Raw genomic sequence first — 24,110 nt, forward strand, 5'->3', positions numbered from 1 at the left:
GCATTAATTTAAGTGAAAATACAAAACCCGTGCGAAATAAGCCAGTGCTTAGTTTCAGTACACAAAATTAACAGATTACTGCCTGCAAAGTTGGAATTTAATAAAATTGCCTCCGGTTGGTTTTGTTCCAATAAATCACCATGAGTATACCTACCAGCGCTCCCCCGAGATGCGCCCAATGTGCCACATTATCACCAGCGGAATTGGCGACACCCATCCATAGTTCAGCAGCCGCATAAAGTATAACAAACCATTTCGCTTTTATCGGGAAAAGCGCGTAGATGTAGAGAACGTTGTTAGGGAACAGGTATCCAAAAGCCGCGAGGCAGCCAAATACTGAACCTGAGGCACCAACCGTAGTAGAATAATGAATTGCACCGACTGCCCGTTGTTGATCTTCGGGGCTCATAAACGGAAGCTGATCAATGATTGCCTGGAATTCATAGTACAGCACCCCTAAATGTAACAGGCCGGCGCCTACACCACAGGATATATAAAAAAGCAAAAAGCGTTTTGGCCCCCACACGTTTTCAAGTTCTGAGCCGAACATCCATAAAGCGAACATGTTGAAAAAAATATGTCCTATTCCGCCATGCATGAACATGTAGGTGAATAACTGGTGGAACTTGAAGAGATCAGAGTGAAGATCGTGAAGTGCAAGCCAATCATCAAGACGGACGGTGCTGCTGTTTTCAAATGTAATCTGGGCGAAAAAGACCAGGGCGTTAACAATAAGCAGGTTCTTAATAACAGTGGGTATCCCCTGAAACCCCCTAACTCTTATATCCCTCATACATATTTTTTTGAATGGCAAATATCGTTATGTTTAGGTGATTAGCAGAAACCTTAACTATAATTTCATTGACAACACGTTTATTAACAACGCTTTTACTCATTTCGCTTTTGTGATGTTTTGAATTCGCCCTGAAGGCCAGCCAGGTCTGCATGCGCGCGGGAGCACTTTCACCCCCTCAGCTTTAGCTGGGCTACGTTTTCGATATGATGTGTATGTGGAAACATATCAACCGGCCTGATCCTGGCGACCTCGTACTTTGCATCCAGCAGGTTCAGGTCCCTGGCCTGGGTGGCCGGGTTACAGCTCACATAAACTACGGTAGGAGCCGCAATATCAAGAATTTTCTCAACCAGTTTTTCGTGCATGCCGGCACGTGGCGGATCCGTAATGATCACATCCGGGCGCCCATGCTGACCAAAGAAGGCGTCATCACAAATCTTAATTACGTCCCCGGCATAAAACTCCGCATGACTAATATTATTCAGCAGGGCATTTTCCCTGGCATCTTCTATGGCTTCATTGATCAATTCAACACCCACAACTTTTTTTGCCTGTTTACTTACAAACAGTCCTATGCTGCCCGTGCCACAATAGAGGTCGTAAACTATTTCATTCCCGGTCAGGTCCGCATATTCCCTGGTTACCTGGTACAACCGCTCACCCTGGCCGGTGTTTGTCTGAAAAAATGATTTCGGGCCTATTTTGAATTGGAAATCTTCCAGGGTTTCGATCACATATCCCTTGCCGTGATATACCTCCGGAGCCAGGTCAAAAAGACTATCGTTCCACTTTGTATTTATGGTATACAAGAGTGTGGTGATGGATGGAAACAATTCCAGCAGATGGTCAAGCATTGGAACACGCTGAGCCTCATCTTCATAACCCAGGATTACATTCACCATCAGCTCACCCGAACGGCAGAGGCGAAGCTGAACGTTTCTCATAAACCCAGTGTGGTTCCGGATATCGTAGAAGCTTAAATTATGGCTGATTGCATACTCCTTCAGGGCAAGCCTGATCCCATTCGTGGGCTCGGCCTGGAGATGGCATTTCCTGATGTCAACAATTTTATCAAAAAGCCCTTTCACATGGTAGCCGGCCACATTCTCGAAGGCTGAGAAATTCGGGTCACCCACTTCTTCCGGCAGGAGGTATCGTTTGTTTCCAAACGTGTACTCAATTTTATTACGGTAAAATCTTGTTTCTGCAGCGCCAAGGATTGGTTCGAAAGGCGGGAGGGCGACCTTCCCTATCCGTTGCAGGTTATCCTGCACCTGTTTTTGCTTAAAGCCTAGCTGTTGCTCATAAGGAAGCATCTGCCACTGGCAACCGCCGCAAACACCAAAATGTTCGCAGAACGGCGTAACACGGTGACTGGCATATTGCCTGAAATTGATTGCCTTACCTTCCGCCCAGTCTTTCTTGCTTTTCGACAGGCGAACATCTACAATATCCCCGGGCACGGCATCTTCAATAAAAATGACCTTTCCATCTATCCGCGCAAGTGATTTTCCCTCGGCTGCGTAGTCCTCGACCAGTATATTTTCGAGCACTTTCTGTTTGTTATTCCTTTTCAAGCCGCGAAGATATGAACTAATAAAAAATGGCCCCCACATCGTGTGAGGGCCAACTAATCATTCAAGGTATTTATGAAAAAATTATTTGCCGGTCCGGCAATTATTCACCCTTTGCATTGTACTTTTTTTCAGCGGCCTGCGCCTTTTCAAAGTCGAGCACAACACCATTGATGCAATATCTTAAACCGGTTGGGGGAGGACCATCATCGAAAACATGACCAAGATGTCCCTTGCACCGGCCACACATTACTTCGGTACGCTTCATACCCAAAGAATTATCAACTTCATAGATTATGCTCGTTTTGCTGATTGGCTGGTAAAAGCTTGGCCATCCGCAACCACTGTCAAATTTTGTATCGCTCTGAAATAACGCATTACCGCAAGCTGCGCAATAATAGGTTCCTACCTCTTTGCTATGCTCAAAATGACTGGTACCGGGTCTTTCAGTGCCTTTCTGCCTTGAGATATAATAGACGTCGGCAGGCAATATTTTTTTCCATTCGGCCTCACTCAAACCCACCTTCGACGAATCATTGCGGGAATATACCGGGTTGTTCTCTTTTTTATTATCCATACTTACTTTTTTTGTTTCAGGAGATTGGGAATAGGAGCACTGCTGCAAGCCGCCGGCCAGCATTATCATTATCGCGAAAAGTGTAGATTTCATCATATAGATTGTTATAACAAATTTACGATAACCTGGTTCGGTGGGATTCCTCAAAATTGTTAAACGTAGTTTAACGCTGTTCCTTTATATTTGTCCGCTCACAATGGCATTCATTAAAGGCTGGTAACACAAATGTTCAATCTAATCTTGTTTGGCCCCCCGGGCAGTGGCAAAGGTACACAATCTGAAAAACTGATAGAAAAGTATGGCCTGATGCATCTTGCAACCGGCAACCTTCTCCGGGAAGAAATTGCCAATAAAACAGCACTTGGCCTTTCTGCAAAAGGATATATGGACAGGGGCGAACTTGTTCCCGACGAAGTGGTTATCGGAATGATCCGTTCCGCGATTGAAAACAATCCGGGAATCAGGGGTTTTCTTTTTGATGGATTTCCAAGGACCGTGGCCCAGTCTGTTGCACTCGATAATCTCCTGGCTGAGAAAAATGCTCAGATCGACCTGGTGCTGGCACTGCAGGTTTCTGAAGATGAGCTGATCGACCGGTTAATAAACCGCGGGAAAACTTCCGGACGCACGGATGATGTGAACGAAAATATTATCCGCGCCCGTATCTCCGAATATGAAAATAAAACATCGCCTGTTGCAGGACATTATAGCAAAACCGGCAAGGTTGTGCGCGTAAAAGGTGAAGGAACTATAGAGGACATCTTTGTTCAGCTATGCCGGGAAATCGATCTGAAACAGGGTTAAAAGAATCTCATCGGTTATTTTAACGAGGCTGCTCTTCCCTGTCTATATCACGCCCATAAAGAGAATCGGCCCGTTTAATGGAATTCATTATCCTGTCGCGGATCTTGTTTATCTTATCTCTTTCTGACTCGAGGTAGGCGATCCTGACTGGCTCGTTGTTCTCAGCAGAGTCGAGCTTAAACTCTTCCATCCACCTGTTCATACTATATTCTGCCTGGCTCAGGTCCGCAGAAACTGATTTGAGTGCAGCGACAACATTTTTATCTGCAGATTTCTGTTTTTTGGCGCTGTCAAGAGAGGCTTGAATCAACTTCAGGTATCCTGAAATCTTACCCATTTTGGCCATGCCAACATCATGACCATCCATCACCTCCTGGAATACCGAATCCTGCTTTGTCTTCAGATTTTTGGTATAACCATCCTTTCTTGGTTCTTCCTTTGGTGGCGTTTCATCTTTACATCCAATCGTAACGGCCATACTGATCAAAAGAAAAAGAAAGAAGAGGCTGTTGGGATTTCTCATAATGTTAAATCGGTTTTGCGATAAGTATCAAAGATAAGGAAGCAGAAATCAATAGCTGTTTTCAGGGTATCTTTTGATTAAATTTGGTGTAGGGACACAATAAACCAGGCTACCACTATGAATAAACTTCAGAACTATGTTTCCGGTCACTGGATATCGGGTGATGGCGAGGGCCAACCGCTGATCCATGCAGTGGATGGGAGCATCATTGGGTTTGCTACTACCAGGGGTCTTGATTACCAGTCAATTCTTGAATATGGGCGCAATACGGGCGGGCCGGCTTTAAGGAAGATGACCTTTCATGAACGCGGTCGTATGCTCAAAGCACTCGCCCTGCATCTGCAGCAACATCTTCCTGCTTTCTATCGTACCAGTTATATGACGGGCGCAACGCGTGCGGATAGCTGGATAGATATAGAAGGAGGTATAGGCAACCTCTTTTCGTATGCTTCACTCCGGAAAAAGTTTCCTGATGAACCTTTTTGTACTGATGGAGATATTATCGGTTTAAGTAAAAACGGCACTTTCATGGGGCAGCACCTGCTGGTTCCCAAAGAGGGTATAGCTATTCATATCAACGCCTTTAATTTTCCCGTTTGGGGTATGCTGGAAAAGATCGCAGTAAACTTACTGGCAGGCGTACCTGCTATCGTTAAGCCGGCCACGGTAACCTCTTATCTTACTGCAGCTGTTGTTAAGGAGATTGTAGCATCCGGTATACTTCCTCCGGGTGCCATTCAGTTGGTTTGTGGCAGTGCGGGCGACATGCTTGACCATGCCGGTCCACAGGATGTGGTAACATTTACCGGTTCTGCTAAAACGGGTTTGTTATTAAAGAGCAATTCCAATATGCTTGCACGACATGTGCCCTTTAATATGGAAGCCGATTCACTCAATTGCATTGTTCTGGGTAAAGATGTGGAACCCGGGATGCCTGAATGGGATATTTTTATAAAAGAAGTCAGGAAAGAAATGACGGTCAAGGCAGGGCAGAAATGCACCGCTATCCGCCGCATCTTTTGTCCGGAGAACCTGATGGATGCAGTCTGGAAAGACATGACGAAGGTGCTGGATCAAACGGTAATCGGCAACCCGTTGAATGAAAAAGTCCGGATGGGGGCATTAGCGGGTATGGGTCAGCGTGAGGAAGTGCGGGGACAGGTTCAAAAATTACTGGCTTCGTCACAGATAATCTACGGTTCGCTTGATGAAGTAGAAGTGTTGGATGCCGATGCGGTAAAAGGGGCCTTTATGAGTCCGCTTTTGCTCATGAGCGAATCCCCCTTCAAGGTGAGCGAACCACATGAGGTGGAGGCTTTTGGACCGGTAAGTACCATCATGCCTTATAAAACCACTGAAGATGCTATTTTGCTGGCGCGAAAAGGGAAAGGCTCGCTCGTTTGTAGTATGGTAACAGCCGATAATAAGATTGCAAAGGAGTTTGTGATGGGGGCGGGAGCCTGGCATGGAAGGATCCTGATCCTGAATCGCGACTGTGCTGCGGAAAGTACCGGCCATGGGTCACCATTGCCAATGCTGGTACATGGCGGGCCGGGCAGGGCAGGTGGCGGTGAAGAGATGGGAGGTATAAGAGGGATACATCATTATATGCAACGACTGGCCTTGCAGGGATCACCATCATCAATTACTGCCATCACCAATGTTTACCAGGCAGGAGCTGCATTCACCCAGGATGAAAAACATCCGTTCCGTAAGTACTATGAAGAACTAAAAGTGGGTGACAGTGTTATAACTCATAAGAGAACGATAACAGAAGCGGATATAGTGAATTTTGCAAACATCAGCTGGGACCATTTCTATGCCCACACAGATCATACCTCGCTTGGCGGTACTATATTTGAGAAACCGGTGGCGCACGGCTACTTCATTCTCAGCGCAGCGGCAGGGCTTTTTGTAGATGCGAAGAAGGGACCGGTGTTGCTCAACTACGGAGTTGAAGAATGCAGATTTCTGAAACCTGTTTATGCGGGTACAACAATAGGTGTGAAGTTAACCTGTAAAGAAAAACTTCCGCAGGATATTAAGGAAGAAAGCGAGGTTCCGAAAGGGATCGTGAAATGGCTGGTGGAAGTTACCGATGAAACCAATGAAATGATTGCCATTGCAACAATACTTACGATGGTTGCCAAAAAACAAAGCTCTTAACTACCTTAACATTCAAAAGTTCAAGTATGCTCAATGAAATTCTTGGCGGTTATGTAAAAACCGAAACGCATGGCAATATAACGACTATCGAATTCTACCATCCCTCGGGTAACTCGCTTCCTTCGAGGTTATTACAGGAAATTGCTCACGCCATTCATGGGGCGGGTAACGAAACGGATACAAGAGTGATCGTATTATGCTCCGGTGGCAGTTCCACTTTCTGCTCAGGCGCCTCATTTAAAGAACTCAGTACCATCACTACTCTGGAACAGGGTCAGAAATTTTTCAGCGGGTTTGCGGGAGTGATCAATGCCATGCGTACCTGTCCGAAGTTCATTATAGCAAGGGTTCATGGAAAGGCCGTCGGCGGCGGCGTTGGTCTCGTTGCCGCAGCTGATTATGCAATAGGGGTAGAAGGAGCTGATATCAAATTGAGTGAATTGTCAATAGGGATCGGTCCGTTTGTGGTTGGACCCGTCATAGAAAAACGCATTGGCTTCTCTGCCTTCAGCCACCTGGCCATCGATTCAACGATGTGGCGCAATGCCGATTGGGCCAAACGCAAGGGCTTGTATGCAGAGGTACATGAATCCGTAAGCGGGATGGATGAATCTATATCGCGATTAACCAATGCGCTCACTCATGCCAGCCCTGCGGCTGTTCGCGAACTGAAGCTTGCGTTCTGGCGAGGTTGCGAACACTGGGATACCTATCTCGCGGAGAAAGCTGCCATCAGCGGTCGGCTGATCCTCAGCGAATTTTCAAGGCAGGAACTGGCCAAATTGGTGAAAGCTTAGTTGTTAATCAATGCTTGGTTGAGCTTCTGAAAAACTGGTCAACTTTGTGCAAGTTTAGCTGAAGTAAACATTGTTCATAGCTTAGTCATTCAACGTTTTCCACAGCGCATCTTTGAGCTCAGTCAGGCCTTTGCCCGTTACAGCAGAGATGAATATATGCGGAACATTTGCAGGTAGTTCTTTTGCGACAGCTTCTTTCAGTTCATCATCAAGCATGTCGGATTTGCTTACTGCAATGAGAAATTGTTTGTGCAACAGTTCCGGGTTGTATTGTTCCAGCTCACTCAGGAGGATCTCAAATTCCTTGCGATGATCACTGGCATCAGCGGGTATCAGGAAAAGCAGTATTGAGTTTCTCTCGATATGCCTTAGGAACCGGTGACCAAGTCCCTTTCCTTCTGCGGCACCCTCGATTATGCCCGGAAGATCTGCGATACAGAATGACTTTCCATCCCTGTACTCCACCATACCCAGGTTTGGAACCAGGGTAGTGAAGGCATAATCTGCAACTTTTGGTTTGGCAGCAGTAACTACTGAAAGCAAAGTTGATTTGCCTGCATTCGGAAAACCTACCAGTCCTACATCGGCGAGCACCTTTAATTCAAGCACCTTCCATCCTTCACTTCCCGCTTCGCCTGGCTGGGCATATTCCGGTGCCTGGTTGGTAGCCGTGGCGAACCTGGCATTGCCAAGACCACCTCTACCGCCTTTTATCCATACGATCTCCTGGCCGTCCGTGAGGATTTCGCCTTCTACAAGTCCGGATTCCTCATCCCGGGCGATAGTTCCTAAAGGAACTTCAATGATAACATCCTTACCGCTTCTGCCGGTCGAGTTGTTTCCCGAACCGCCTTCGCCGTTTTCCGCAAGCACATTTTTGAAATAGCGCAGGTGAAGGAGTGTCCACAGGTTTTTATTTCCTCTTAGAATGATATGTCCACCACGGCCACCATCGCCGCCGTCCGGACCGGCCTCGGGGTTAAACTTCGTGCGCATGAAGTGTTTGCTTCCGGCACCGCCATGCCCCGAGCGGCAAAATACCCTGATCTGATCTACAAAATTCGATTTTTCCATTTGAGCGGCAAAGATAGCATTTACTTCCGGTCGTATCTGTTAAGCATACACGCCATTTTGAGGTATGGGGCTGAACGGACTCTATTTTTTAACAAATGCCCTTATCCTTTGCGCAAATTCGGGAGATCCTGCAGCCTGTTGCTGTAATTCATCTTCCTCAATCAGTTGCTTATTCAAACTGTTTTGAAATGATGTCTGCAGCGCACGTTTCGTGTATGCAAGACCGGTAGCCGGCATGTCACTAAGCCTGGTACAGATTTCCCTGGCTGAATCGTCAAAAACATCATCTTCGAAATATTTGTAAATCATACCCATTTGCATGGCCTCAGCAGCCGTTACTTTATCACTTAACATCATCAGCGCGCTTGCTTTCTGCCAACCGACCAAACGGGGAAGAAAATAGGTGCCACCACTGTCAGGGATCAGCCCGATCTTCGAAAAAGCCTGGATAAAAGCTGCTGACTTTGCAGCCACAACGATATCACAACTAAGTGCAATATTGGCACCTGCACCTGCCGCGATACCATTAATCGCCGCCACCACTGGTTTATTCAACGAAGTGATTTTGTGAACGATCGGGTTATAGAGCTCAGACAAAATTCTTCCTATACCGGGATTTTCAGCATTGCAGATTTCAGAAAGATCCTGGCCCGCACTAAAGGCCCGACCAATGCCTGTTATCATAACAACTTTTATGGAAGCATCATGAGCGCAGGAATCAAGCCGGGATTGGAACTCCAGCGCCATCTCGCGGTTAAAAGCATTCAATTTATCGGGCCGATTGAAACTGATACTGGCAACATGATTGTTAATTTCGAATAAGGTTGATGACATAACTTTTTTTTAGTGATAGCGATCTGATTTAATTAAAAGCCGGTTAACGACTAGTGACATTTGAAGTAGTCGAAGGGTTCCTGGCAATTGTTGCACTGGTATAGTGATTTGCAGGCGGTGGAACCAAACTGGCTTATCATCCTGGTATTATAAGAATTGCATTGCGGACATTGTATGGCTTCTTCCGCATGAAACATGCGGGAATCGCAAACGGACTGACCGGGCATAGGCGGAGCTATACCATATGACTTCAGCTTAAGCTTGCCTTCTTCGCTCATCCAGTCTGTTGTCCATGCAGGTGATAGTATTGTTGTTATTTCAAAATTGGATATCCCATTAGTCAGCAATGCTGCTCTTATCTCCATAACTATCACATCCATGGCCGGGCATCCGGAATAAGTGGGCGTGATAACAATTTCAAACTTGCCATCCCTTTGCTTCACATCCCGCACAATTGCCAGGTCAACTATCGACAATACGGGCAGTTCCGGATCATTTACCTCGGCAAGCAGGTTCCATATATGGTTAATTTCTTCTGTCATGCAGATGTTTCTTTATTGATCACCATTCAGCGCCGGGATAAGCCCGTTGCAAAAATTGCATTTCAGCAAGAAGATAACCAAGCTGCTCTGAATGTATCCCGCTTTTACCTCCCCACTGCATCCAATGGCCTGTTGGAGCAATCAACCGTGCTTCTTCAAGTATAGCTGTCACCTTATCATCAAACATCGTTTTTATAGATACCGGATCAATGGCAATTCCCTCGATGGCGAGGCTGATCTCATAGTCGGCTCCCCTGACTAACTCACCCGTGTATGACCAGAGCTGTGTCACAGCCTTTTGCATCCTTTGATTACTTTCTGGTGTACCATCACCAAGGCGCACCATCCATTCACTGCTCCAACGCAGGTGATAGGTTACTTCTTTTAAAGATTTTTCCGCGATAGCAGAGAGTCTTGCATCACTACTTTTAACCAGGTCTTGATAAAGGTAATATTGATAAGTACTAAAGACAAATTGTCTCGTGATGGTAAATGCCCAGTCGCTATTAGGTTGCTCAACCAGCAGGCAGTTCATAAATTCCCTTGAATCACGCAGGTATGCCAGCGAGTCTTCTGTTGAGCCCCCGCCCTTAAGTTCTGCAGCATATTGATAAAAATTTCTTGCCTGCCCGATCAGGTCGAGGGCTATGTTGCTTATGGCGATATCCTGTTCGAGAATGGGGCCGTGACCAGTCCATTCACTATTCCGGTGGCCCAGTATCAGCGCATTGTCTGCCAGGTGTAGCGTATATAAAATCAACGGATTTTCCTGATGCATGCTACATGTGTTTTAACTCGTCTGGGAGATCATAAAAAGTAGGATGCCTGTACACTTTATCGTTTGCCGGTTCAAAAAGGCTTTCGGATTCATCCGGACTTGAAGCATGGATATTTTTTGATTCAACAACCCAGATGCTGACTCCTTCCATTCTCCTGGTGTAAACATCACGGGCGTTCTCAATAGCCATTTGTGCATCGGCAGCGTGCAGGCTTCCGACATGTTTATGATCGAGACCCTGCCTGCTTCGGATAAATACCTCCCATAATGGCCAATCTTGTTGTTGCATAGACTTTGTTATATAAGCTGTCCCTTTTTCTTAAGTGCATAAGCCTGTGCCGCCTCGCGCACCCAGGCGCCATCTTCATGCGCTTTCACCCTGGCGGCCATTCTTTCTTTATTGCATGGTCCGTTTCCGTTCAGGACCTCGTAAAATTCGTTCCAGTTAATTTTTCCAAAATCATAATGACCCTTCTCCTCGTTCCATTTCAGGTGAGCATCCGGAAGCTGCATGTTAAGCAGTTTAACCTGCTCCGCACAAACATCAACAAATTTTTGCCTTAGTTCGTCGTTGCTTAATCTTTTGATTTTCCATTTCATGCTCTGCGCTGAGTTCGGCGAATCTGTATCACTCGGTCCGAACATCATCAAGGAGGGCCACCACCATCGGTCTATGGCGTCCTGGCACATTTCCTTTTGTTCTTTATTGCCCTGGCTTAATTTAAGAAGGATCTCAAAGCCTTGTCTCTGGTGAAAACTTTCCTCTTTACAAATGCGGACCATCGCCCGGGCATAAGGGCCGTAAGAAGCACGGCAAAGCGGAACCTGGTTCATGATGGCAGCGCCATCAACCAGCCAGCCAATCGCACCAATATCAGCCCAGGTGAGGGTCGGGTAATTGAAAATTGAAGAATATTTTGCTTTGCCGGAATGCAGTTGGCTGATCATCTCATCTCTCGAAATGCCAAGGGTTTCGGCAGCAGCATACAGATATAAGCCATGCCCCGCCTCATCCTGCACCTTTGCTATAAGGGTTGCCTTCCGTTTCAAAGTCGGGGCCCTCGTGATCCAGTTTCCCTCTGGCAGCATACCGACAATCTCACTGTGGGCGTGCTGGCTGATCTGCCTGATCAACGTTTTCCGGTATGCCTCCGGCATCCAGTCTTTCGGCTCGATACGAATCTCCTGTTCCAGCTTGGTGTCAAAATTCTCTTGGAATTCGGCAGGCATCTGTAGTAGTTTTGCCTTAAAGATAGCAAATTTTCCCCCGGAATACTAACGAGTGTTAGTATTACATCATCAAGAAAAAGCAGCAGGTTGTCAAGATTATTTTCCGTGCCCAATAACTGCTGCTAAATTGTATAAAACAACAATATGCAAGTGCTGCTTCTGATAATCATGCTTATTTCCGGCAGTGTCGCGATTATCACCGGTCATACAGGCCAGGCAAACGAAGTACATTATACGGCCAGCACGCCCGCCGGACCAGCCGTAAGGAATTTCCTTGGCATCAGCCAGGCAGACTCGGTAGACTTCATCCGCTGGAACCTCGTGATCATAGATAACAACCAGTTCGGACTGAAATGTAAGTATGGAATCAGTAAGCCTAATACAAATGGTTTTATTGATGAAAAAGAGGTAGCACTAAACGGTACGACTGTGGTGAACAATGAACGGTTAACACTGACATACGGATCAAAATCCCTGGTAATGCTGGTGTTGAATGCCAACATTATTCACTTGCTCGAGAAAAATGGAAGCATGATGGTCGGGAACGGTGGGTGGAGTTACACGCTAAATGCGGTGGACAAAATTTCTACGCGGGAAGTTAATCTGAGACCGTTTAAAAGTCATTTTGAAGACTCGGTTGTTTTTATTGGAAGAACGCCTTGCCGCGGAATCGAGGAATTGATGATTGGTAAAACCCGTCCCGAGTGTTATAAGAAAAAGTGGAAGATCACGATGTATAAGGACGGACCCGGTGCGAGTGCTGGTACCTACCGGATTGGCAGCGCTGAATCAAGAAATGGAAAATGGAAGCTGAAAACTGACAAGGCAAACAATATTATTTATAGCCTTGACTTAAATAATGGAAATACTTTTGATCTTTTACAGACAGATGAAAATATAATCTATATCATGGACCCAAAGGGAGGCCTGATGGTGGGGGACCATGATTTTTCTTATAGTTTAAACCGGAAATAATACCGCAGTTATAGATGATCTATCGAATATGAGTGCAGCTTAATGAAGATGTTCATTAAGCTTTTCCTTTTTTACGGAAGTAACCAAATCCGTTCTCCTCATCCCAAAGAGAAGGCCATCACGAATTGAGAAAATCGGTATATTGAAACTGTCTTCAGTTGCTTAAGGACAAATAAGTTCTATAGCTCGGAACAAATAAATAATATGTTGTTCCAGGCTTATCTCGAAAACATAACTCAAAAAACCGGTAGGCGCTCCCGATGACTTCGGAAGCTTCGCAGGCCTTCTATACCTTGCTTAATGGACAAAAAAATACAGTAAAATAACGTAACAGCATGGCCTATGCAAAAATTAGTAGGAGTTCTCGGATTGGTTCTTTTCTGCATGGTAACGAACTGGTCGAATGCCCAGTCGAAAAACAAAAACAGGGCGAGAGATCTCGGTATACCTTTTGACGGAACTCCGGGCAAACTGAATGCGATCACTGATGTCCCTTCTCTTGAAATTGGATATAAGACACTCATAAGAGGCAATGGTAAATTGAAATACGGGGAAGGTCCGGTCCGCACAGGTGTAACCGTTATATTGCCCGTCGGCCGGTCCGGCAGCAATTATCCAGCGGCATGGTTTTCATTGAATGGAGATGGCGAGATGACGGGCCTTCCATATATAGAAGATTATGGCATGGGTTCAGGCCCGATCGGTATTACAAATACCAATAGCGTGGGTATAGTCCGTGACGCCATAGGAGCCTGGTCGTTTAAAAAGTTTTCAAAAGGTGGAGACGTAGATTTTTCATTTGGATTGCCCGTAGTCGCTGAAACCTGGGATGGGATGCTAAACGATATCAATGGTTTTCACGTAAAGAAGGAAGATGTCTGGCAGGCGCTTGACAGCGCTACCGGCGGGCGAGTATTGGAAGGTAATGTCGGCGGAGGAACGGGTATGGCATGTTATGGTTTCAAAGGTGGAAGCGGAACTTCATCAAGAGTGTTTTCGATTGACTCGAACCACTACATACTCGGCGTTTTTGTACAGGCAAATTTCGGCGGGAGAGACGAGCTGACCATTGCAGGCATACCTGTGGGCAGGGAAATACAGGAGAAAAAGGCAATTCTGAACGAAGCGAGGAGAAAGGATGGGTCTATTATAGTCATCGTTGCAACAAATGCGCCGCTATTGCCAGGTCAATTGAAACTGGTTGCAAAAAGAGTTTCAATGGGCATAGCAAGAACAGGGACTTACACTCATAATGGATCAGGCGATATCGTCCTGGCGCTAAGTACTTCCGCTCCGAAATACACCAGCGACTACATGAAGGAGTCTTGGCTCGTTCTTACGAAGTGGGAGCTGGATCCTGTTTTCAAAGCAACCGTTGAGGCTACTGAAGAAGCGATTATCAACGCTCTGGTGGCTGCCGAGGATATGGAAGGTATTAATGGCAATAAATATTTTGCCATTCCACACAAGCGTTTGCAGGAAGTGATGAAAAAATATAATCGATAGTCTGAAAAGCTATGAAAATTGAGAATAATAACATCATCATAAGGGAAGCAAGAGAGAGCGACATTGACCAGTTGTATATTTTTGAACAAGGCGTTATTGCCGCTGAACGTCCATTTGATCCAACCTTAAAACAAGGCAACATACATTATTACGATCTTCCGCGACTTATCCATTCAGACGATTCACAGTTACTCGTCGCTGAAATTGATGGAAAATTGATAGCTTCCGGTTATGCAAGGATCGAGAAATCTGAAGCATTTTTACAACATAGGTATCATGCTTACTTAGGTTTTATGTTTGTTGTTGAAGAATACCGTGGACAGGGCATAAACAAAAGAATTGTGGCGGATTTGCAAAAATGGGCGCTGTCAAAAAATATCAATGAGCTGAGACTCGAAGTTTATTACCCGAACTCTGCCGCAATCAGGGCCTATGAAAAAATTGGATTCTCAAAACATATGATTGAGATGCGTTTGCCGATTGCAGGCGATGATTAATGCTGTCTATACAACCATGCATAATGCTAAACTTCCTGCGTGAGTGTCGCCGTTGATTGCTTTATCACTAAATTGCTTTTCCTTAATAAAATATATGTCTAAGACGATCGTCCTGGTTTGCATGTTTCTTTCTTGTGCTCATTTGTTTGCGCAGGACGCAAAGTCCCGTTTTGACGGCCACAACTGGCAGGCCCCATATTCATTGGCCACGGATGGATGGGAGATCGAAAGATTCCTGATACCTATTGAATTCGCACCTGGCATAAAATATAAAGGGGTAGAAGATGTGCGTTTCACCAAAGGCTGGGGAGATTCAACAAGCAATGAGTATTGGTCCTATGCTTTTTTATGGTACCTCGATGGCAAAGCGACAATCAATGAACAAGATATTGAACGAAACCTGGCAATGTATTACGATGGCCTGGTCGGCAGCAATGTGGAGCCCAGAAAAATTCCCGCTGCCCTGGTAACACCCACTAAGGTATCGGTACGCAGGATTCAAACAGCTACAGGAGATGTTTCAACATTTTCAGGAACAATCTGGATGATCGATTACATGCAACAGAAGCCGATCATCATGAATTGCGTTGTTCATCACAAGTTTTGTGATGGGCAGGATAAAACTTTTGTATTTCATGAAATATCCCCAAACCCACTTACCGATGCTGTCTGGAGATCCCTTGATAAACTCTGGTCAGATTTTAAATGCGTTAAATGAATACGAAACTACTGATGATTTCGAGTGCCGTTATTTTTGGCGCTACCGGGCTCCTGTTAACATTTGTTCCTGAAGAAGTGGGTGTATACCTGGGTCTGCCGGTTGAGGCAACCCTTCTGATTCAATTCCTTGGCGCTGCAAATTTTGGTTTCGCCATGCTAAACTGGATGGCCAAAGGCAACCTGATCGGCGGAATTTACAGTAAGCCCGTTGCTCTTGGAAACTATTCGCATTTTCTGCTCGCCGTACCTGCCGTAGGCAGACTCGCGATTAAAAGTGAAGGCCTAAATTATCTTTGGATCATAACGATCGTCTATGGGATCTTCGCAGTGTTATTTGGATACATTTCATTCCGTAACCCAAAGCCTAACCACTAGCCATACCAGAAGCTTCAGCACCAGCTTATCATACAGAACGTGACTCAGTCGCTCCGTAAGCGCATCTGATCAAGGCGGTTCTCACTCACTTTCTCAGGCCCTTTATTGATGTTAACCGACAATTACTACTAGCGTTTATCGAAATCGACAACCACTTTTCCTGTCGTGGGATGAGATTGACAACAAAGAATAAATCCATCTTCAACCTCTTCGGGTTCCAGCGCATAATTCAGATCCATCGCTACCTGCCCCTCGACCAGCTTCGCCCTGCAGGTGCTGCATACTCCGCCTTTACACGAGTAGGGTAGATCTGCTCCCTGTTCAAGTGCTGCCTCAAGAATTGTTTTGCCTTCGAAGGGTAACATAAATTGAAAATTGATACCGTCCAGTTTTACGGTGACATCGCTAATCAGCGCTTTCGAATCCACATTCTTGTGACTTTGAAGGTTGCCGGATGGAATTCCGACAGCCGTTGTTGAAGCAGCAATGCCAGTACCTTGCGGCATATCCCTCACCGCAGTAACTGGGGTAGTAAATAACTCATAGTGAATTTTATTGGATGCAATTTTCCGGGCCAGCAGCCAGTCTTTAATTTCAAAGATCATTGCTTCCGGACCGCATAAAAAGATCTCATCCATCAGTTGAAAATCGATGAGACCAGCGCTCATTTCCTCACACTTCAGGGCGGTTATCCGTCCACTATAAATTTCTGCATCTGTTATTTCGCGGCTCAGTATATGATGCAGGGCAAACCGTTCCATATACCTGTTTTTCAGTGCATCGAGCTGATCCCGGAAAATGATCGAGTTGCGGTTCCGGTTTCCGTAAACCAGCGTGAATGAACTTAATGGCTCGCTGTGAAGTACAGAACTGATTATTGAAAGTATTGGCGTTATCCCACTTCCGGCTGCAATCGCCAGGTATCTCTTTTTGTTTTTGATATCAGGATGAACGATGAACCGGCCCGTTGGTGGCAACACATCCAGGAAATTCCCTTTAATTAATTCGCGGTTCGCCCAGGTTGAGAAAATCCCGCCCGTAGATTCTTTCACTGCTATACGCAGCTCGTTTTCATGCGCAGCACTACAGATAGAATAAGATCGCCGCACTTCCTCGTTGTTTATTGATGATCTTACGGTGACGTTCTGACCGGGCTCATAATGAAACAATGGTTTTAATTCATCCGGCAATTCAAAGGCAACCGATATACAATCCGGTGTTTCCCTCCTGACATCCACAACGGCCAGCTTATGAAAATGAATGGACATGATTTTTACAAACAACTATTTATTACTCCTGAGCCCATCGATCAATATCATGAGCATATTTTCTTCCAGTAGTTCACCGCTGATCTTTTTTTTGCTTCGGTGCCATGATTCAATGCCGCTGACTGCATGCAGCATTATCAGCACGGCCGTTGGAGCATCAATATTTTTGATCTCACCTTTTTGAATTCCATGTTCGATCATCTGCGCCATCCGCTGGCGATATGTTCTGCGTTGATTCTGGTAATTAGACATATAGGGGTCAACCAGGTGTTTCCATTCCCTGTCACTTACATAAACTTCTTCATAATGATGGATCATCTGCTGAACATGAAATCGAAGCACGGCTTCGATTTTGGCTATAGAGTCTATGGGACTGTTGTCTATTGCCTCTATATGAGACATAAACTTATTGGCAACCTTGAAACAGATCTCCTGAAGTATTTCGGATTTCGAATTGATGTGATTATATAAACTTGCCGCTTCAACGCCCACTTCTTCGGCGAGATCACGCATAGAACTCGCGCTATACCCTTTTTCCCTGAACAGCCGGGCCGCCTTGGATATGATCACATCCTTACGGGTTCCGTTTTTATTGCTCTTGATTTTCGACATGGCTGACAAATATAGTAATATACTAACATTCGTTAGTCGTTTTTGAGAAACGCAATCAAACGGGCCTGATATCATGGCTGATCTCTGGCTATTTTCATGTAGGTTTGCACGATTTTGAAAATCAGTTTATATAATTTAAAAACACACTATGTCATTGATCGTTGTAGGCACGATGGCTTTTGATGCTATTGAAACACCATTTGGTAAAACCGACCAGATTGTCGGGGGATCTGCCACCTATGTGGCTTATGCCGCGAGCAATTTTGTAAAACCGATCCAGCAGATATCTATTATTGGTTTCGACTTTCCAAAAGACGAATTGGAAGAACTGAAATCACGTGGTGTTGAACTTGAGGGTGTAGAACTGGTTCCGGACAAAAAATCCTTTTTCTGGAGCGGTAAATATCACCTCGATATGAATAGCCGGGATACGCTTATCACCGACCTGAATGTTCTGGCTGATTTTAATCCTGTTGTTCCTGATTCCTACCAGGGGGCCGAATTCCTTATGCTTGGAAACCTGGACCCTACCATTCAAAAGAAAGTTATACAGCAACTAAAGGTGAGACCAAAGCTCATCGTTATGGACACCATGAACTTCTGGATGGAGATTGCTATGCCTCAGCTTGAAGAAGTGCTCGGCATGGTTGATGTGCTGATGATCAATGACAGCGAAGCCAGGCAGTTAAGTGCCCAGTTTTCCCTCGTGAAAGCTGCAAAGGAAATCATGAAGATGGGACCAAAATATCTTATCATTAAAAAAGGAGAACATGGCGCCCTGCTGTTTCATAAGGACCAGGTGTTTTTTGCCCCGGCACTTCCATTGGAAGATGTATTCGATCCAACAGGAGCAGGTGATACTTTTGCAGGTGGATTTATAGGACATATCGCCCGCACAAAAGATATATCGTTTGAGAATATGAAGACGGCAATCATCGTAGGTTCCGCCATGGCTTCATATTGCGTTGAAAAATTTGGTCCGAACCGGCTCCGGGAAATCACAAAAGAGGATATCGATAACAGGATCCAGCAATTTGTGAATCTTGTAAATTTTGATATTGAACTGACAACCTGAGAGGTGCCTCGGATTATACCTGACTGAAGCGCCTTGAGCCTGGCCCGGTGCATTGTCAGGTGAAGAAAAGTCGTATTACTCCCGAATAAACGATAAAGCAGCTTTGAAAATTTCAGGCTGCTTTATTGTTTATATGTGTCATTGAAGTTTCCTCGCCAGTGTTATCGTTTGTCTGATCCTTTTTACCTGGCCCTTAAGGTTGAAGAATTCCATCAAAACAACATAGACCCCGACTGGTAGCTTCTTGAGGTTTTCATCCAGTCCATCCCAATTATACGCTCCTTTCATTCCAAGTAATTGACTTTTCACCAGGTATCTTACCGGCCTCCCGGATGCGTCGTAAATGGTAATGGAACCCATGTAGCCAGGTTCTGCCATCTCGTATTGGAACGCAGTATGGTCCTGGAACCCATCATTGTCAGGCGAAAATATTTTTGGTTCTGTCACCAGGTTCCCGGTAGCCTGCAAATCCGCACGAAACTGGCTGTTTTGGTAACCAGGTGTGCCAAACCCCGCCGCCGAAGCTGCTGACGTCCAGTTCGTTTTTTCATTGGTTGGCATTGCATGATCAATTCTTTCGAGCGCAATGCCTTCCCTGTTATTTAATAATGCAAAATGCCACTTGTCGGAATAACTGATCTCATCAATTACCAACCCGCGTCTATCTATAACAGCCAGGTTGCCCTTGTCATCCGGCATTGAAGGAAGATCCGGGATCGTTGAAATGGCAGCTCCGATCTTAACCATATAATGTTGCCTCATCCAAAGAGCGTTTTCTGTTACAACAACGTATTCACCCGGAAAAAGCATCCGTTCATCTTTAACAACACTAATCATGTTTATTAAGGTACCAGTGGCTGATCGCGATCCAAGCAGTATCTCCCTAAGATCAATCACCTTTGTGCTTCTGTTATAAAGCTCGACATAATCATAGCCTCCGGGGGCGGGATCAAACAACAATTCGTTTATAACAACATCATTTTTTTCCGGTGCTGTTGATATACCACATTTTACTTTGTTTACTGAGCCAACCGTGTTCCCGGCACAGTCAGTTAAGCTGGTGATGGTTAATTCATCAACCTCGCCCGGCTTCATGGCAGCTTTCATAATAAGTTTAACTGAGTTAAAAGAAGGACCAACCGGCACTGCCGCCTGGACAATGTGTTTAGTCATATTAAAACGGTAATTCATGATGTTGACCGCTGCAATACTATCCAAAGGTTCATCAAAGAACACTAACATAGTCACGCTGTCCATTGCATAGCTCTTCAACACTGCAGGTGGTTGCTGGTCAGGGTTTGATCTGTTTACTGAGTTAGTAGATCCGGGTGTGCCGCCGTTGCTATGTTCACTGGCTCTCCAGTTAGATAACCCGGAACAAAAATTCAGCGGGTCCATGATTTCCAGCGTCCAGCCACCTTCCTTTTTCACATCATTGTGATACCAGGACTCTTCATAATGCACATGATGCACCAGGTTGCCTGCCGGGTCATATACGCTCACCTGGTCCTCATCATTGTTCAATGAAGGAAACCCTGTGAGTCCTAACGCAGAACCAAAGGCTTTGAAAGTGATCACGGCCGACTGGGGACAAACCACCAGGAAGCTATCAGGTTTCAGTTCAAGGCTGGTGGTGATGGTCGCGCTGGTTGACCCATCAGTGATCTTCCACCCTTTAAGATTGATACCTGACCGGGAAATGTTCTTAAGTTCAATGAATTCAGACTGCGGGATGGCCGACTTAGCATCCGGATCAGGGTATAGTTCAGTTATTACCACCGCGTGTTTGAACGACGGCTGGCTTTGGGATTGAGCAGTGTATGGCAGGCCATAGATCGAAAAAAACAGGACCACCCGTATCAGCATTTTTATCATTCATTCATATTTTGGAAATAAATCAAGTTAAAAATTTGGGAAGTACCCCGATGGTGGTTATTTTTGGAACTCAGGTGAAAATCACGGTAAAAAATATTAAGAACATAAAGAAGCAGTCCTCCAACGGGGAAGGTTGAACGTGTTCTGATACCAGCATATTCATAAAGCCTTCCCCCGGGGAGGCTTTCTTGTTTTTAACACCTGGCCAGAACTGAAAAAAATCATATAAAAACAAAATCAACGAATCAAAGACAAATCAATATTTAATACTTAAAAAAATCATGAAACAATTAAAAGTTGCCGTTGTAGGTGCCACCGGGCTGGTAGGTACCAAAATGTTACAGGTTCTTGCTGAACGTAATTTTCCTGTCGCTGAAATTATTCCCGTTGCTTCCGAACGTTCAGTTGGAAAACAGGTGGAATACAAGGGCAAACAATATAAGGTGGTGAGTATGGATGATGGTATCCTTGCCAAACCCGATGTTGCGATCTTTTCAGCAGGTGGTTCTACTTCACTGGAGTGGGCTCCAAAATTTGCTGCTGCAGGTATCACCGTAATTGATAATTCATCTGCATGGAGAATGGATCCAACAAAAAAACTGGTGGTTCCCGAAATCAACGCTGATGCACTTACTGCATCAGACAAGATCATTGCGAATCCTAACTGTTCAACTATTCAAATGGTTGTTGCGCTTAACCCGCTCCATCATCAATATAAGATCAAGCGTATAGTTGTTTCCACTTATCAGAGTGTAACCGGCACGGGCAAAAAAGCCGTTGACCAGATGATGGGTGAACGCAATAAGACCGTGAAAGGAAGTACCGATGAATTTCCAATGGCTTACAAATATGAAATTGATATGAACGTTATTCCCCAGATCGATGTGTTCCTGGAAAACGGTTATACCAAGGAAGAAATGAAGATGGTTCATGAAACAAAAAAAATCATGCGTGATGATTCCATCCTCGTAACCGCTACTACAGTTCGTATACCCGTGATGGGTGGACACAGTGAATCTGTGAACGTGGAATTTGAAAAAGATTTTGAACTGACCGAGGTGCGGAACCTGTTAAGCGGTGCCCCCGGCGTTAAGCTGGTCGATGATCCTTCACAGGCCCAATACCCGATGCCTAAGGATGCTCATGAAAAAGATGATGTATTTGTAGGAAGATTACGTCGTGATGAGTCACAGCCAAACACCCTCAATATGTGGATCGTGAGCGATAACCTTCGGAAGGGAGCAGCCACCAATGCTGTACAGATAGCGGAGTATCTGCTGCAAAAGAACTTATTATAAGATCAGCGGCACATTACATATGATGTAAAAATGCTACCTGATCATTGATCAGGCATATTCCAACATATGTATCACAGGTATGTATACCTGATATGTTTGATCGGGCAATTAATATTTGCCGGGCAGTTGCAGTAATGCATTGCCCGGCTTTTTATTTCCATGTATTTTCCATTACTTTAAGTAATCAAAACTTAACATGCCTGCTGTAACTGAAAATTTAGTTTTGCGGCATGATATTCCGAAACCGCATGGACGATTGTTTTCAGATAGAACCGGGGATATGGGAAGCCTGCAAGGCCGGAAACAAAAATGCTTACTCCATCATTTATACCAGCTGGTATCCGCGTTTGTTTAATTATGGAAGAAAATTTACCGGTGATGAACAGCTGATAGAAGACTCTATCCAGGAAATTTTTACAAAGTTTTGGTTCCAAAGACAGAAACTCAAGTCAGTCAGGGAACTAAAAGGTTATCTCCTGGTATCTTTCCGCAACCAGTTGCTTAAGGGCATCCACAACGCCCGCAACACCAAATACAACGGCAATGAGTTTGATACGGAAAATTTTGAGCTCGAGGTTTCGGTTGACCAGGTCATGATCAACGCCGATCATATGTATGAGCAAAAAGTAAACCTGGCACAGGCGCTTGAAAAACTCACCGCTCATCAGAAGGAGGCGATCTTCCTGAAGTTTTATGCAAATCTTTCCTACGAGGAGATTGCTTTACTATTTGGCATCTCTACCAAAGCAACTTATAAGTTGGTTGCTAGGGCCATTACAGAACTTCGCGAGGCTTACAAATTGAAGCTAGCCTCCACTTTGCTATCGGTGATCAGCATTTGCTTTCTTCTTAATTTCCGGTAAACGAGCATTCGTCTTCTTTTCAATTTCCGGTAAACGAGCATTCGCCTTCTTTTCAATTTGCGGTGATAAGTATTTGTCTTTTTATCAGTCTCGGATTATAAGCATTTGTCATCTTTTAATTTTGTGGGATACTTTTCCTTTTCAATCTCGGGTGATCAGCATTTGTTTTTGTTTACAATTTCCGTTCAACCAGCTTTTGTCTCTTTCAGTGATCCCTAATCGTGACTCTGCTCTTCCAAATTTCGTGAAATAAAAAAAGTTTTCTTCTCCGTGGGGTAAAATCGTCGGGTTCAGACTCCTGTATCTGTGAACCAGCGTTACCTGAATTTTACAGTTGATGATTTTGTTGCTGATGAAGAATTTCAGCGATGGGTCAAATCTCCGGATCGAATGTCTGATCCGGCCTGGCTCAAGTGGTTAGCTGAAAATCCGCGTCAACAGGCTGTGGTTGACGAGGCGGCGGCATTTATTCTTAACCTCCAATTCAACATTTCCCTCCCGGAAAGTTCGACGGTACAGCAATCCCTCGAAAGAAATCTCCGGCATATATCTCAACAGGAGATTGTGCTCAGCACGAGGAAGCCGAAACGATCCCGCTGGCCTGCCATCATGGCTGCCGCAATCATTGCGGTCGCAGCCCTCTTTACTTACAGAATTCTTGATAACCGCGCCCCGGTGATGGTTGAATTTGTGACCGGGCCGGGTGAAATTAAGACCCTGCAATTGCCGGACAGTTCAACGATCACCATGAATGAAAATTCATCCGTTAGCTATTCATCATCACTTCCGAAGTCGGTGAAGAGAGAGGTATGGATGAAGGGTGAAGTGTTCTTTAATGTTACGCACATAGAAAACACGCCTGGTCATCCGCGACAATTCGTTGTGTATAGCGGCGATCTCCAGGTGGAGGTGTTGGGTACGGCATTCAATGTCAAAAGTTATCGCTCGGTTACAAATGTTTCTTTGAACACCGGCCAGATAAAGATTGGTGTAAAAGACGACCCGGTATCAGTAACACTGCAGCCCGGCGATTTCATACAATATTCAGAGGCCGATAAGAAGCTGGTCAAAAGGAAAGTTGATGCCGGCCTTTATTCAACATGGAAGGAGAAAAAGGTAAAGCTGGACAAGATGCCAATGCGTGAAATCGCACAGCTTATACAGGATATCTATGGCTACAAGGTTGAGATAACTGAACCCGCACTACGGGAAAGCCAGATCTCAGGGACACTACCGGTCAACGATGAAAAAACATTTTTGGAAGCGCTTGCTTTCGTACTTGACATACAGATAGTAAAACAGGACAGCATACTCAAATTCACTTCAAAATCTAAAATCAAAGAGGAATAAT

Annotated in this window: 25 protein-coding genes; 12 read left to right on the plus strand and 13 right to left on the minus strand. The window is 45.1% G+C overall.

Going from position 1 to position 24,110, the window contains the following annotated elements; translation table 11 throughout:
- Window positions 1–97: 97 nt before the first annotated feature.
- From ACX0G7_RS10990 to msrB, 3 genes are all read right to left on the minus strand, one after another.
- Window positions 98–793: a rhomboid family intramembrane serine protease gene (locus ACX0G7_RS10990; protein ID WP_458923516.1), complete on the minus strand. Its 696-nt coding sequence runs from the start codon at window positions 791–793 to the stop codon at window positions 98–100.
- 170 nt (window positions 794–963) lie between these two features.
- A complete protein-coding gene (gene rlmD / locus ACX0G7_RS10995; RefSeq protein ID WP_458923517.1) occupies window positions 964–2,373 on the minus strand; it encodes a 23S rRNA (uracil(1939)-C(5))-methyltransferase RlmD in 1,410 nt (469 codons plus the stop codon).
- 100 nt (window positions 2,374–2,473) lie between these two features.
- On the minus strand, window positions 2,474–3,043 hold the full coding sequence (msrB, locus tag ACX0G7_RS11000) for a peptide-methionine (R)-S-oxide reductase MsrB (RefSeq protein ID WP_458923518.1): 570 nt from the start codon (window positions 3,041–3,043) through the stop codon (window positions 2,474–2,476).
- A gap of 129 nt (window positions 3,044–3,172) precedes the next feature.
- On the opposite strand from msrB, the gene ACX0G7_RS11005 reads away from it, so the two are divergent.
- Window positions 3,173–3,751 carry an adenylate kinase gene (locus ACX0G7_RS11005; protein ID WP_458923519.1) on the plus strand — a complete coding sequence of 193 codons (579 nt, stop codon included), beginning with the start codon at window positions 3,173–3,175 and terminating at the stop codon, window positions 3,749–3,751.
- A gap of 19 nt (window positions 3,752–3,770) precedes the next feature.
- Here the strand turns inward: ACX0G7_RS11005 and ACX0G7_RS11010 are convergent, their stop codons facing one another.
- Window positions 3,771–4,274, minus strand: coding sequence for a hypothetical protein (locus ACX0G7_RS11010; RefSeq protein WP_458923520.1), 504 nt, complete (start codon window positions 4,272–4,274; stop codon window positions 3,771–3,773).
- A 117-nt stretch (window positions 4,275–4,391) separates the two neighbouring features.
- Between ACX0G7_RS11010 and paaZ the strand changes: the two genes are divergently transcribed.
- Window positions 4,392–6,440, plus strand: a complete 2,049-nt coding sequence (gene paaZ, locus ACX0G7_RS11015) for a phenylacetic acid degradation bifunctional protein PaaZ (RefSeq protein ID WP_458923521.1) — start codon at window positions 4,392–4,394, stop codon at window positions 6,438–6,440.
- A gap of 26 nt (window positions 6,441–6,466) precedes the next feature.
- Window positions 6,467–7,237, plus strand: coding sequence for an enoyl-CoA hydratase/isomerase family protein (locus ACX0G7_RS11020; RefSeq protein WP_458923522.1), 771 nt, complete (start codon window positions 6,467–6,469; stop codon window positions 7,235–7,237).
- A gap of 81 nt (window positions 7,238–7,318) precedes the next feature.
- Here ACX0G7_RS11020 and obgE read toward each other — a convergent pair whose 3' ends face one another.
- The 6 genes from obgE to paaA form a co-directional block, all read right to left on the minus strand.
- Window positions 7,319–8,311 carry a GTPase ObgE gene (gene obgE / locus ACX0G7_RS11025; protein ID WP_458923523.1) on the minus strand — a complete coding sequence of 331 codons (993 nt, stop codon included), beginning with the start codon at window positions 8,309–8,311 and terminating at the stop codon, window positions 7,319–7,321.
- A gap of 81 nt (window positions 8,312–8,392) precedes the next feature.
- The gene (locus tag ACX0G7_RS11030) at window positions 8,393–9,145 is read right to left on the minus strand and encodes an enoyl-CoA hydratase-related protein (RefSeq protein WP_458923524.1); all 753 of its coding nucleotides are present in this window, start codon (window positions 9,143–9,145) and stop codon (window positions 8,393–8,395) included.
- A gap of 50 nt (window positions 9,146–9,195) precedes the next feature.
- Window positions 9,196–9,687, minus strand: a complete 492-nt coding sequence (gene paaD, locus ACX0G7_RS11035; protein ID WP_458923525.1) for a 1,2-phenylacetyl-CoA epoxidase subunit PaaD — start codon at window positions 9,685–9,687, stop codon at window positions 9,196–9,198.
- Between the two features lie 19 nt (window positions 9,688–9,706).
- A complete protein-coding gene (gene paaC, locus ACX0G7_RS11040) occupies window positions 9,707–10,465 on the minus strand; it encodes a 1,2-phenylacetyl-CoA epoxidase subunit PaaC (RefSeq protein WP_458923526.1) in 759 nt (252 codons plus the stop codon).
- A 1-nt stretch (window position 10,466) separates the two neighbouring features.
- Window positions 10,467–10,754: a 1,2-phenylacetyl-CoA epoxidase subunit PaaB gene (gene paaB / locus ACX0G7_RS11045; RefSeq protein ID WP_458923527.1), complete on the minus strand. Its 288-nt coding sequence runs from the start codon at window positions 10,752–10,754 to the stop codon at window positions 10,467–10,469.
- An 8-nt stretch (window positions 10,755–10,762) separates the two neighbouring features.
- Window positions 10,763–11,695 (minus strand): 1,2-phenylacetyl-CoA epoxidase subunit PaaA, encoded by a 933-nt coding sequence (gene paaA / locus ACX0G7_RS11050; RefSeq protein WP_458923528.1) that lies wholly within the window; start codon window positions 11,693–11,695, stop codon window positions 10,763–10,765.
- A 144-nt stretch (window positions 11,696–11,839) separates the two neighbouring features.
- Here paaA and ACX0G7_RS11055 point away from each other — a divergent pair, with 144 nt between their 5' ends.
- The 5 genes from ACX0G7_RS11055 (at window position 11,840) to ACX0G7_RS11075 (ending at window position 15,768) form a co-directional block, all read left to right on the plus strand.
- On the plus strand, window positions 11,840–12,670 hold the full coding sequence (locus ACX0G7_RS11055; protein ID WP_458923529.1) for a hypothetical protein: 831 nt from the start codon (window positions 11,840–11,842) through the stop codon (window positions 12,668–12,670).
- Window positions 12,671–13,012: 342 nt separating this feature from the next.
- A complete protein-coding gene (locus tag ACX0G7_RS11060) occupies window positions 13,013–14,176 on the plus strand; it encodes a DmpA family aminopeptidase (protein ID WP_458923530.1) in 1,164 nt (387 codons plus the stop codon).
- A gap of 11 nt (window positions 14,177–14,187) precedes the next feature.
- Window positions 14,188–14,673, plus strand: coding sequence for a GNAT family N-acetyltransferase (locus tag ACX0G7_RS11065; RefSeq protein ID WP_458923531.1), 486 nt, complete (start codon window positions 14,188–14,190; stop codon window positions 14,671–14,673).
- Between the two features lie 94 nt (window positions 14,674–14,767).
- On the plus strand, window positions 14,768–15,391 hold the full coding sequence (locus ACX0G7_RS11070; protein WP_458923532.1) for a hypothetical protein: 624 nt from the start codon (window positions 14,768–14,770) through the stop codon (window positions 15,389–15,391).
- Window positions 15,388–15,768: a hypothetical protein gene (locus tag ACX0G7_RS11075; RefSeq protein WP_458923533.1), complete on the plus strand. Its 381-nt coding sequence runs from the start codon at window positions 15,388–15,390 to the stop codon at window positions 15,766–15,768. The genes ACX0G7_RS11070 and ACX0G7_RS11075 overlap by 4 nt, the downstream gene beginning before the upstream one ends.
- A gap of 128 nt (window positions 15,769–15,896) precedes the next feature.
- Here the strand turns inward: ACX0G7_RS11075 and ACX0G7_RS11080 are convergent, their stop codons facing one another.
- Both ACX0G7_RS11080 and ACX0G7_RS11085 read right to left on the minus strand, forming a co-directional pair.
- Window positions 15,897–17,036 (minus strand): 2Fe-2S iron-sulfur cluster-binding protein, encoded by a 1,140-nt coding sequence (locus ACX0G7_RS11080; protein WP_458923534.1) that lies wholly within the window; start codon window positions 17,034–17,036, stop codon window positions 15,897–15,899.
- A 15-nt stretch (window positions 17,037–17,051) separates the two neighbouring features.
- Window positions 17,052–17,648, minus strand: a complete 597-nt coding sequence (locus ACX0G7_RS11085; RefSeq protein ID WP_458923535.1) for a TetR/AcrR family transcriptional regulator — start codon at window positions 17,646–17,648, stop codon at window positions 17,052–17,054.
- A gap of 148 nt (window positions 17,649–17,796) precedes the next feature.
- Between ACX0G7_RS11085 and ACX0G7_RS11090 the strand changes: the two genes are divergently transcribed.
- Complete coding sequence (locus tag ACX0G7_RS11090) at window positions 17,797–18,723, plus strand: PfkB family carbohydrate kinase (RefSeq protein WP_458923536.1); 927 nt, start codon at window positions 17,797–17,799, stop codon at window positions 18,721–18,723.
- 138 nt (window positions 18,724–18,861) lie between these two features.
- On the opposite strand, the gene ACX0G7_RS11095 is transcribed toward ACX0G7_RS11090, so the two are convergent.
- On the minus strand, window positions 18,862–20,598 hold the full coding sequence (locus ACX0G7_RS11095) for a lamin tail domain-containing protein (protein WP_458923537.1): 1,737 nt from the start codon (window positions 20,596–20,598) through the stop codon (window positions 18,862–18,864).
- A gap of 281 nt (window positions 20,599–20,879) precedes the next feature.
- Here ACX0G7_RS11095 and ACX0G7_RS11100 point away from each other — a divergent pair, with 281 nt between their 5' ends.
- From ACX0G7_RS11100 to ACX0G7_RS11110, 3 genes are all read left to right on the plus strand, one after another.
- On the plus strand, window positions 20,880–21,896 hold the full coding sequence (locus ACX0G7_RS11100; protein ID WP_458923538.1) for an aspartate-semialdehyde dehydrogenase: 1,017 nt from the start codon (window positions 20,880–20,882) through the stop codon (window positions 21,894–21,896).
- 230 nt (window positions 21,897–22,126) lie between these two features.
- Window positions 22,127–22,759 (plus strand): RNA polymerase sigma factor, encoded by a 633-nt coding sequence (locus tag ACX0G7_RS11105; RefSeq protein ID WP_458923539.1) that lies wholly within the window; start codon window positions 22,127–22,129, stop codon window positions 22,757–22,759.
- A gap of 306 nt (window positions 22,760–23,065) precedes the next feature.
- On the plus strand, window positions 23,066–24,109 hold the full coding sequence (locus ACX0G7_RS11110) for a FecR family protein (protein WP_458923540.1): 1,044 nt from the start codon (window positions 23,066–23,068) through the stop codon (window positions 24,107–24,109).
- The last annotated feature ends 1 nt before the right edge of the window (window position 24,110 follow it).

This window comes from Flavitalea antarctica, assembly GCF_054461535.1.

Excerpts from the sequence above, each read along its gene's own strand:
- ACX0G7_RS10990 (WP_458923516.1), bottom strand. The coding sequence starts at position 793 with ATGAGGGATATAAGAGTTAGGGGGTTTCAGGGGATACCCACTGTTATT.
- msrB (WP_458923518.1), bottom strand. The coding sequence starts at position 3,043 with ATGATGAAATCTACACTTTTCGCGATAATGATAATGCTGGCCGGCGGC.
- ACX0G7_RS11005 (WP_458923519.1), top strand. The coding sequence starts at position 3,173 with ATGTTCAATCTAATCTTGTTTGGCCCCCCGGGCAGTGGCAAAGGTACA.
- ACX0G7_RS11010 (WP_458923520.1), bottom strand. The coding sequence starts at position 4,274 with ATGAGAAATCCCAACAGCCTCTTCTTTCTTTTTCTTTTGATCAGTATG.
- paaZ (WP_458923521.1), top strand. The coding sequence starts at position 4,392 with ATGAATAAACTTCAGAACTATGTTTCCGGTCACTGGATATCGGGTGAT.
- ACX0G7_RS11020 (WP_458923522.1), top strand. The coding sequence starts at position 6,467 with ATGCTCAATGAAATTCTTGGCGGTTATGTAAAAACCGAAACGCATGGC.
- obgE (WP_458923523.1), bottom strand. The coding sequence starts at position 8,311 with ATGGAAAAATCGAATTTTGTAGATCAGATCAGGGTATTTTGCCGCTCG.
- ACX0G7_RS11030 (WP_458923524.1), bottom strand. The coding sequence starts at position 9,145 with ATGTCATCAACCTTATTCGAAATTAACAATCATGTTGCCAGTATCAGT.
- paaD (WP_458923525.1), bottom strand. The coding sequence starts at position 9,687 with ATGACAGAAGAAATTAACCATATATGGAACCTGCTTGCCGAGGTAAAT.
- paaC (WP_458923526.1), bottom strand. The coding sequence starts at position 10,465 with ATGCATCAGGAAAATCCGTTGATTTTATATACGCTACACCTGGCAGAC.
- paaB (WP_458923527.1), bottom strand. The coding sequence starts at position 10,754 with ATGCAACAACAAGATTGGCCATTATGGGAGGTATTTATCCGAAGCAGG.
- paaA (WP_458923528.1), bottom strand. The coding sequence starts at position 11,695 with ATGCCTGCCGAATTCCAAGAGAATTTTGACACCAAGCTGGAACAGGAG.
- ACX0G7_RS11055 (WP_458923529.1), top strand. The coding sequence starts at position 11,840 with ATGCAAGTGCTGCTTCTGATAATCATGCTTATTTCCGGCAGTGTCGCG.
- ACX0G7_RS11060 (WP_458923530.1), top strand. The coding sequence starts at position 13,013 with ATGCAAAAATTAGTAGGAGTTCTCGGATTGGTTCTTTTCTGCATGGTA.
- ACX0G7_RS11065 (WP_458923531.1), top strand. The coding sequence starts at position 14,188 with ATGAAAATTGAGAATAATAACATCATCATAAGGGAAGCAAGAGAGAGC.
- ACX0G7_RS11070 (WP_458923532.1), top strand. The coding sequence starts at position 14,768 with ATGTCTAAGACGATCGTCCTGGTTTGCATGTTTCTTTCTTGTGCTCAT.
- ACX0G7_RS11075 (WP_458923533.1), top strand. The coding sequence starts at position 15,388 with ATGAATACGAAACTACTGATGATTTCGAGTGCCGTTATTTTTGGCGCT.
- ACX0G7_RS11080 (WP_458923534.1), bottom strand. The coding sequence starts at position 17,036 with ATGTCCATTCATTTTCATAAGCTGGCCGTTGTGGATGTCAGGAGGGAA.
- ACX0G7_RS11085 (WP_458923535.1), bottom strand. The coding sequence starts at position 17,648 with ATGTCGAAAATCAAGAGCAATAAAAACGGAACCCGTAAGGATGTGATC.
- ACX0G7_RS11090 (WP_458923536.1), top strand. The coding sequence starts at position 17,797 with ATGTCATTGATCGTTGTAGGCACGATGGCTTTTGATGCTATTGAAACA.
- ACX0G7_RS11095 (WP_458923537.1), bottom strand. The coding sequence starts at position 20,598 with ATGATAAAAATGCTGATACGGGTGGTCCTGTTTTTTTCGATCTATGGC.
- ACX0G7_RS11100 (WP_458923538.1), top strand. The coding sequence starts at position 20,880 with ATGAAACAATTAAAAGTTGCCGTTGTAGGTGCCACCGGGCTGGTAGGT.
- ACX0G7_RS11105 (WP_458923539.1), top strand. The coding sequence starts at position 22,127 with ATGATATTCCGAAACCGCATGGACGATTGTTTTCAGATAGAACCGGGG.